4 protein-coding genes and 2 pseudogenes are annotated in these 9,169 nt (G+C 60.9%); 4 read left to right on the top strand and 2 right to left on the bottom strand.

What is annotated here, in order from left to right:
- Positions 1-209: 209 nt before the first annotated feature.
- Both H8A95_RS11680 and H8A95_RS11675 read right to left on the bottom strand, forming a co-directional pair.
- Positions 210-377, bottom strand: a pseudogene (locus H8A95_RS11680) (HU family DNA-binding protein); the annotation flags it as partial.
- Positions 378-485: 108 nt separating this feature from the next.
- Positions 486-727 (bottom strand): annotated as a pseudogene (locus tag H8A95_RS11675) (WGR domain-containing protein).
- A 147-nt stretch (positions 728-874) separates the two neighbouring features.
- On the opposite strand from H8A95_RS11675, the gene H8A95_RS11670 reads away from it, so the two are divergent.
- The 4 genes from H8A95_RS11670 to H8A95_RS11655 all read left to right on the top strand — a co-directional run bounded on the left by H8A95_RS11670 (position 875) and on the right by H8A95_RS11655 (position 9,119).
- Positions 875-1,321, top strand: a complete 447-nt coding sequence (locus H8A95_RS11670) for a DUF262 domain-containing protein (RefSeq protein WP_312000740.1) — start codon at positions 875-877, stop codon at positions 1,319-1,321.
- 489 nt (positions 1,322-1,810) lie between these two features.
- The gene (locus H8A95_RS44435; RefSeq protein ID WP_376711626.1) at positions 1,811-2,005 is read left to right on the top strand and encodes an HNH endonuclease family protein; all 195 of its coding nucleotides are present in this window, start codon (positions 1,811-1,813) and stop codon (positions 2,003-2,005) included.
- Between the two features lie 752 nt (positions 2,006-2,757).
- A complete protein-coding gene (gene trxA / locus H8A95_RS11660) occupies positions 2,758-3,078 on the top strand; it encodes a thioredoxin (protein WP_229165900.1) in 321 nt (106 codons plus the stop codon).
- A 1,178-nt stretch (positions 3,079-4,256) separates the two neighbouring features.
- Positions 4,257-9,119 carry a shikimate kinase gene (locus H8A95_RS11655; RefSeq protein ID WP_376711627.1) on the top strand — a complete coding sequence of 1,621 codons (4,863 nt, stop codon included), beginning with the start codon at positions 4,257-4,259 and terminating at the stop codon, positions 9,117-9,119.
- Positions 9,120-9,169: the final 50 nt, after the last annotated feature.

The following is a 9,169-nucleotide window of genomic DNA, read 5'->3' as shown; positions in this document are numbered from 1 at the left end:
GGGTACTAGCGCCCCATCCGCAATGATGCTCGCAGAAGATACCTCTGCCTCACGGCATCGGCATGGCCCGAAGGCCCGGCTACATTGTCCCGGCAGCTTCACACCGGACCGTTACCAGTCCCGCATGTGCCGGTAGGCTACTGATGACGGAACATCAGGTTTGTTCCATGAGACAACTCCTGTACAAACAATTATTTAGGCGACTTTCACGTCGCACTGACCTTGAATTTGCCGAAGCCCGGGATGCTTGTCTCCGCACCGCTCACCGCTGCGTCGGCAATCGCCTTGAAGACGCCGTCCACGATAGCCTTCGCCCGTGTCTTTGTCATGCTGTACTCGGCGGCGATGTTTTCGGCAATCTCATTCGCGGTCGTCAGGGAATGGGCTCCCTTGCTGTGATTTTCCTCCGTCTGACATGAAGAGTGCCGGACGGGTAGGGCAGATATCACAGGCGGAGCCACAATCCACGGAAAACTGACGAGCTATCAGGCCTTCTCCTCCACAGCAGCGTATCCGCGGCAGCTCTTGGCGCGTTCCAGTCGTCCGAATGCGTCGCCCGCTTCATCGCTGCCGTCAAAGGTTTACACCATCGTATCCGGCCCCAGTTGCGGATCAGCGAGATCCCGCCGAACAAGGTCGGCTGGATGGAAAGCAAGTAAAACCGCCGCATGTTGCGCGTGGTATCGATGCGGCGAAGGTGAAGCGGTTCTAATTTGAGGTTCGGCATAGGCGGATTCTCGCTTCCTGTGGAAGTGAGGCCCAATGCTTTCTATGAATCGATAGGGGCCAAACGATTCAATCTCTCGATACCTCGCTTTCTTCGCTGTGAGCCGCTCCCGACTTCTGTCCGCAGGTTTCCGGCTTAGCCAAGCTCATCGCCCTCGGCGAGCAAAATTCTGATAGTCGCCAAAACCTGCGCCGCAACGCTCTTTACTTTGACGAGCGGCTTAAGCAGATGACGGTCGCGGAGCGCTTGACACTCGCACAATTCATGGTCACGCGCTGCTTCCTCGTCGTTGTCTCGACCCGGGACCTTGACTCTGCGTATCGCATCTTCTCGATTCTAAATAGCCGTGGTCTACCACTCGCACCTGGCGACATTTTAAAGGCCGAGATTGTCGGTGCGATCGAAGACAGGCAACGGGACGCCTACACCAAGAAATGGGAAGATCTGGAAGAATCTTTGGGACGCGATCAGTTCAGTGAGCTTCTCAGCCTCATTCGCATGATCTATCGCAAAGCGAAACCGGAAAGGCACGGTCCTCAAAGAGTTCCGCGACCATGTTGCGCAAGCTTACAAACCCAAGCAACTGATCGATGATGTCATCGTTCCCACCGGCAAGGTCTTTGCTGAATTGACCGATTCCGCTTACGTCAGCTCGGAAAAGGCGGAAGTTGTCAACGAGCATTTTGAACTGGTTAAACCGCCTCGAATTTGACGATTGGCTACCGCCCGCCTAAGCCTTTGCCGTGCGCCACCGCAGCCAGCCTCAGAAAATGGAGACGTTCTTCCGGGACTTGGAGCGCCTTGCGTACTCCATGTTGATCCGTAAGAGCAGTTTCAATGACCGCATAGAGAAATTCTCACGGCTCACCAAGTAAGTCGAGAGCGGTGATGATTTGGCAAGCGAGAAATCCGCGCTACAGCTTTCGCAGGCCGAACAGGCAGCGACGTTCAAGGTTTTGAGCGGACCTCTATACGATACACTAGCCGCTCGCGCCCGGTCCGCTGTGTTGCTTCGTCTGGACGCATTGATGTCCGGCGGGGGCGCAAGTTACGACTACGATACCATCACCGTCTGAGCACGTGATGCCGCAGAATCCGAGGGCAGACAGCAAGTGGATCGAGTGGTTTCCGGACGCGCAGAAGCGCCTCGACATCGTTCACTCGCTCGGAAATTTGGCTCTTCTGACGAGGAAGAAAAATGCCTCGGCCAGCAATTGGGACTTCGATCGCAAGAAAAGGCGTACTTCGCAAAAGACGGCGTGTCGCCGTTCGTGTTGACGACGCAGGTTTTGGAGCACAACGATTGGACTCCTTCCATTGTTGCCGCTCGCCAAAAGCAGCTTTGCGATAAGCTCGAGGATCCACCAGAGCTCAACCGGCGTCGCGTAGACGTCGATCCGACTTCCTTAACTCCGACGTTACGCCGTGAGGGAAAAGCCTTCCCCTGCGGCTTCGCCGTGAAGGGTTGAAGAACGGAGGAGAGGCCTCCGGCGCCCTCTGAGAGATGACCCATGACCCAAGTTGAAGTCTTGAGCGCCAACCGCGATTATGCCGGCGGCTACAAGGTGGCGTGACCCGCGGGACGCGCGTCGGCCGAGTATGGTCGGGACGCACTTTTAGTAGTGAAGAACGGCCCATGGTACACCCGCGCTACGCACTGCCTCACCGAACGCCGGCTCAATCGTCCCATGTCGCTCACTCAAGCGCTCGATTATCTCGCCGATGCTCGGGCGGTGCTGCGATCAATGAGCGCTCGGGTCACCCGCGGAAAGAACCATGAACCCGGCAGCGGATCATTTTTGTCGATCGGGGTTGACACCGTGCCTGCGATTAAAGAACGGACGACTAGCGGATGAACCTGAAAAACTTGCGCACGCAACCGCGTGTTAGTGGTAAGGCTGGCTGTCAAAGGACAGCCGGCAGCAGCGGTTCGCGCGTGAGTTTTACAGCCACCATGGTCGGGTTGACAGTTGAAAATTCTGCGCCGCACCGTCACATTGGTTCAACATCTTCTTCAAAAAGGAGCAGTCATGGCTACCGTGAAAGTCGATATCAATAACTTCCAGTCGGAAGTTCTGGAATCCGCAGCACCCGTCCTCGTCGATTTCTGGGCCGAATGGTGCGATCCCTGCAAGATGATTGCTTCGAGCCTCGAGGAAATCTCCGTCGAGATGGAAGGCAAGATCAAGGTCGCCAAGCTCAACATCGATGAAAACCCGGAACTCGCCGCCCAATTGGGCGTGCGCTCCATTCCGGCGCTCGCGATCTTCAAGGGCGGCGAGGTGGCCGATTTCTCGGTCGGCGCCAAACCGAAAACAGCTCTTTTGAATTGGATTTCGAACGCTGCCTGATCGATATCTCTCAATTAGTCTTATTGGCGCGGGCCTGGCGTAGCCGCTTGATTTCCACTCGTACGGATCAGTGGCTCTTGGTTGGTTAGGTATTTGCTTGGACGGAGAAAAGCCAGGCTCCCGCTGTCCAGACGACGATACGGGTCGAGTCTCAGGAACTGAAACGGGGAGAAGGCGGCCTCAGCGGCCGGCAAATGACGCGAGGCTGATGGTAGCTTAGCCGGACGCGTTACTTTCTGCTAAGGGGCCACCCAACCGAACTCGAGAAACGATGCTGGGGCCGTGCTGCATTTGGAAATCTCGAGCTTCCAACCATAGTTGCTATTCGGCGAGCTTGGGGTCTTGTGACGAGACGCCCTGACGCGGGGATTCTCGTCGCGATCGTCAGCATCTCGTAAGCTGCAATCCGCTATACCCGTGATCAGAACCGCCGGCGGGGCTTCTAAAACGGGAGACTAGGCATGGATTTTGTCGAGCGAGGCCGGGCTGATCGTGCTTTGTATACCATCATCGAAGAAGATGTGGAAATCCAGCAGCGCGAGTGGACCAATGCTACGCAGGAAGCGAGCACGGAAGCTTCTCCGTCAGCAACTGACAATCTGGAGCAGCCAAGCGTAGTGAGCTCGGTGGAATCATCCGATCGGGAAGACAATTCGCTCGGTAGTATGTCGCCGCGGCTAGGCGCGGTGCTGGCCGAGATTGAACGTCGCCCGCCTCCTCGCTTGCATCGCCCCTATCGTGAGTCCGCATTGCTTGACAGCCCTCGCCTTTTGCAAAATCCGTCACAGGAGCGCACTTCTGACGGCCTTACGGGCGTCATCGAGGTGCTGGCCGAGATTGAACGTTGCCCGAATCCTCGCCTGAATCGCCCCTATCGTGAGTCCGCATTGTTTGACGGCCCTCGCCTTTTGCGAAATCCGTCACAGGGACGCGCTACTGACGGCCTTACGGAGATCATCGACCGCAACGCCATCTTGGATTCCTCGGGCGGTATCGCTTCGGAGATGGACACTCGCAGTCATTGGGCCAGCGGCGGGCAGGAAGCCAATCCATTGACCTTGTCCGCTTCGGCCGAGCGTGATCATGGCCGTGAACCGACCACCCCGGTTCAGCAAGCCGGCTCATCACTTTCCGTCGAGCCCGTGCGTCATCAAGGCGCCCAGGCCCTGAGATGCGTTTTGCTGGATCGCGGAGAGTTGGTCGGACAAGCGGTGCGTCCTGATAGCGAAGGAGGCCCGCACCGCATCTCCGACGCAATGTCGGACCAGCAGAAGACGCTCGAAGGGACGCTTGCCAGCGCCGAGGCGGTGCTTGCCCGCGACGGCAATCTTGACGGATTTTCGGATCCAGAGTTGGCCGATTTGGTGTACGGCTTCAGCAAATGGCCGAACCAGCAGAAGACGCGTGAAGCGACGCTTGCCATCGCCGGCGCGGTGATTGCCCGCGACGGCAACGGATTCTCGGATGAAGAATTGGGCAATCTGGTGAGCGGTTTCGGCAAGTGGCCGGAAGAAGAAAAAGCACGCAGGGCGATCGTTGCCATCGCCGGCGAGCTCGGTTCCGAGGGCCGTCGCTTCAGCACTTTCAGCACGCCTGCGCTAGTCAGGGTCGCCAACGGTCTGTCGCGGAGTATCGAGGAGGGAGAGGCCGCCGGCGAGGTCGCCGAACCCGCCTTGCTGAAGGACCGGCTGCGTCGGCTGGCGCACCAGCTCCAAAATGCCGAGGATCGGCTGCAGCAGGCCGATGTCCGTGCCATCGCGATTATATTCAAGGCGTTGGGCAAGGCGCAGTTGTTGGACGATCTCGGTGCGCTGGCACAGCCGGGGCTGGAGAGGCTCGAGGAGTTGCGTGCCGCTCCCGAGTTTAAGCGCGACAACAACCTCGAGACGATGGGCAATCTTTGCGCCTCCCTGCTGCCACTGGCTCGCAGCCCGAAGCCGGTGTTGCGCTGGCACCGCAGGCAGGCGCTGAACCTGCTCAACGCCATCCAGCCGGTGGTGGAACACAAGATCGATGCTCATCTCAAGGCAGACCAGGCCGAGCGCACCAACGCCGCCAATGCAAGCCGCTTCCCGGCACTTTCGATCTATCAGGTGCTTAAGAGCCGGGCGGTGCTGGAGACGCTCTACCGGCGGCCCTATGTCGACGGCGACGAGCTCGCCTTGCAGGCCAGGCAAGAAGAGCTGCACGGCAAGACCAGGCAGATCCTGGACAGTGCCCGCGCCCTGATCTACGGCGACCTTTCCTACAAGAGCTGGAACGTGATCGCCGAGATCGAGGCGAAGGAGCCGCTCGAAGCGCTCGACACCTTCATGGCGCAGAACGCATCGATGGTCCAGGCCCAGCATGCAGCCGCCAGCTTCGATGTCCATCGGGTCCTTCAAGCCATGGACCACGAGCCGAGACCGCCGCAAGGCGATGCCGGACTGATGCGGCTGCCGGTGGTTGACATGCAAGGTCGGCCGCTGGTCGGCGAAGCCGAGTTGCGCTATTCCATTTTCCACCGCTTGACCTCGGGCGCGGTGAAGGTGGTGGCGGTGCAGCTAAAGGGAGCTCCGACTGGCGCCATGCTGACACGCACGCTCATCGTGGAGGGCGCGCCCTACCGCATGGACCTGTTCGGCGGCAGCAAACTGAAGCCGCCGGAAAAGAGCCTGAACCAGCTTGCCTCTCAGCTGCCCTTCGCGGCCGAAGAGGCCCCAAGCGGCAAGCTTCTGGCGATCCCCTATGCCGAGACGGCTCCGGGTACGGCCTTTGAGCAGCTGTCGCGGGCCTGGGCGCCGTTCAAAGAAGCCTATTACTATACCCAGCGCCGCGGATTTGCCTCGCCGCCGGGCATCTCCGACGTTGGCCCGCATGATTATGCGCTGGAAGGGCGCTTCAGGCTGTCCCTTCTGCCCGACCGCCCCGCAGGCGCAGTGCATCCCTTCCGGTTCGAGGGGCGAGACGGCGAGATCGCCTTGCGGCCGCATGACGGCTGCGGCTTCATCAGGGCCTCACTGGCCGAGCGCATGCCGGCCATTGCCCGGGCTCGCCACGACGCTCCCGAGCGGATGCCGGCCTTTGCGGATAAAAGGCAATCGGCAGTACCGCCCTCGGCGCTGCAACATTATCCGCGCAGCGTCGAGGTGGCACAGGAGACCCGCGAGAAGGCTCTGGCTTGGCTCGAAACCCATCAAAGCCTCACCGCCGAGGAGCTGTTCCGGACGGTCACGGGCGGGCATATTGGGGGTTCGGGCGCTATCGCCGTGCCGTCCAGCGACGAATACCTGCATGTGCCGACGGCCAAGAGCAAGACCTTGACCCGTGACGCTGGCGTGCTTGTCGGACGCTCTCCCTATGACAAGCCCAACCTGCGCCCGTTCGCTGCCGACCGGGTCAGGTCGGCGCGCGATGGCGATCGGACCGCGGCATTCCTGGATCGGTGCGTGGCCTTCCAATACAGCTTCAACGTCGCGCACAGGTCGGGGGCTGGGCTTGCCGCCGACGATCCGACTTTCTTTGCCAAGGGCATCTTGATCGTTGTGCCCGACGAAATGTGGCCGGCGGACTTCGCCGAGCGCGGGGTGGTGATGTCTGCCGAGGACGTAAAGTGCCATTCGCGCTGGCTGGGGGAAAAGGACCGGGTCAAGGCCGACACCGCGCTCGAGTGCGTCGGGATCCTGCAGGCGACGGAGGTGTTCGCGCCCGGCTCTTTGGTTGCGATTCCGAGCGCCGAACAAAAAAAGCTCGACGGCGATTTTGACGGCGACGCCGTCGTCATCGTCGGCGACCGGCCTCGCCTTTACGAGCATGTGCGCCAGTTCGACGCGCAGCTGCAGGCGCGCGACATCGCCTCGCTGAAGCCGCCGAAGTCGCACACGCCGGCCATTGAGAAAGGCGGCTACCAGTTCAGCCGGTCCAAGCAAATCCTGTCGGCCTCCGGGCCCGTGCTGGAGACCTACAGCTGCCTGCAGCGCAACATGCTGGCGCAGCCGCTGGAGGCGCAACGCTGGTTTGCTGAGCGTGCCATGTTCGGCACCTACGAGGGCATTCATCCTGAGCTCAAGGCCGACATCCTCGCACTGTTGCAGGAAGATCGGCCGGATGGCCAGACTCTCCGTGAGCTCATCGCCAGGGCGGGGGAAGACAGCAAGGCCGCCAGGCATCCGGTGGCCTGCGAACTGGCCGCCTTGCTAGTGGCCGAGCTCCAGGATTGGAACCTGCAGCTCAATAGCGAGCCCGCTCATGAGCAGTCGGACGTCAAGCAGCAGTTAGCGCGATCCGTGGCCTCAACCGGCGCGAAGCCTGCCGTCAGCGCCGACGCCGGCGCGCTCTTCCCGAAACTCAGCGAATCCTATCCGGCAGCCGCTGACGCCAGGAAGCGTATCGACTTCCTGCTCAACCACTACCAGCCGCGCATCGATCCGCGGCCCGACGGCTACAACCCGGACGATCTGCGTGAAAGCGCCATCAATCTGTTGAGCGTCGGCATTAAGGTCGGCACGGATGCCTACAAGTCCGATACCGGTACGCGGGTGTTCACGCAAAAAGCCAACGAATTGCGGCGGCTCTTGGAGCGGAGGCCGGGCTTCAGGCCGGCGCCCTATGTCAAGGCGCAGGCGGCAAAGCTCCACCAGGGCCGGTTTGACGTCATTGGCAGCCTGGCGGATCTGAAGGAGAACCCCACGCTGGCAGCCTCGGTCATGGAGGCCTCGGTCCGACTCGCCGTCGAGAAGCGCATCCTGCCCAGCGCCTTAGCAACCTCGGCGGACGACGACCCCGCCAGCAGGATAACGCTGAGCGTCGAAGAGGCCCTGGAGCGCGCCAGGCTCGAAGCCGCCCCCGCCGAAGCGCAAGAAAGCGCGATTACCGAAACTGTGCATGCGGTTGCCGAGCTTTTGCGGCAGAACGGCATCGAAGTGAAGGTGCCGCATCTTGACCAACGGTCGCGCGGGCAGGTCTCGGTAGCCGACGAGTTGACCGGCCAGAGCGTGAGCGCGGCGCCGGAGGCCCAACTGGTCACCAATGCCGTGCGCCATGTCTTCGAGATCCCGGAGGAGGATTTTACGCGCGGCTTCAGGAGGGCGCAAGTGGCCTTCGAGGAGCGGGACTGCGACGAGGTCGAGACCACCAACTGGTTCATCAGGATGGACACGCCGCGGTTACGCGGCGTTCACACGGCGTTCAGAACCGCGCAGAACTATCGCTTCGTGGTCGAGTTCCATACGCCGGCCAGTTACCGGGCCGAGCTCGCGCAGCGCGCGCAGAGCGAATGCGAGCTGGTCCCCATTCCGCGCGGTGCCTTTGACATATTACACTGGGGCTCGTCAGGAGAAAGCAGGTCGAGGGCGGCAGGGACCTCCAGGTCGAGCACCGTCGCAAGACAACAGATTGCAATCGCTCGCTCGCCGCAAGCCGGCGAGATCCTCGCGGCCCTCGGTACGCGGCCGGTCGTGCTCGTCGGCATGCCGGCGAGCGGCAAGTCGCGCATCGGCGCCCAGCTTGCCAAGGAGTTGGGGGTGGAGTTTGTCGACATCGATAAGCGAATCGTCGCCGCGCACGGCAATCTGAAGGAGATGTTCGACGACCCTGGCCGCGGCGAGGCGCACTTCAGGGACCTGGAGACCAAAGAGCTCGCCAAGCAGCTGGAGAGAGGGCCCATCGTCATCGCAACCGGCGGCGGCTGCTTTGCCAAGGAAACCAATCAAGCCCTGATCCTTGATAAGGCGAGGTCGATCTGGCTCGACACCGAGCCGAAAGAGCTCCGCAGGCGCCTCAAGGGGGACACCACCCGGCCGCTGCTGCAAGGCGTCGACATCGAGCAGAAGGTTAACCAGCTGTACGAAGAGCGCAGTCCGTTCTACCAAAAGGCCGATATCAGGTTGCCCATCGTCCCGCCCTTTCAAAAAGAAAAGAAGGACGCCCGCATTTGCGTGAAGGAACTCTACGCTTTCCTGTGCAGCGACAGAGAAGCCGCTCTGCCCGCTGCCGAGATATCAAATGTCTCCGGTACTTCCGGCGCCGCCATCAGCATGTCCCCATCATCGCATGCACGATGATCATCAGAAGGCTACGATTGGGGCGGCGTCATGGAACCCATCCGGCGGCA

Origin of the sequence: Bradyrhizobium oropedii (genome assembly GCF_020889685.1) — a bacterium.
In the GTDB taxonomy this organism is placed as follows: domain Bacteria; phylum Pseudomonadota; class Alphaproteobacteria; order Rhizobiales; family Xanthobacteraceae; genus Bradyrhizobium; species Bradyrhizobium oropedii.
The sequence above is the reverse complement of the archived record's forward strand: the minus strand, read 5'-3'. Positions and strand labels throughout refer to the sequence as shown.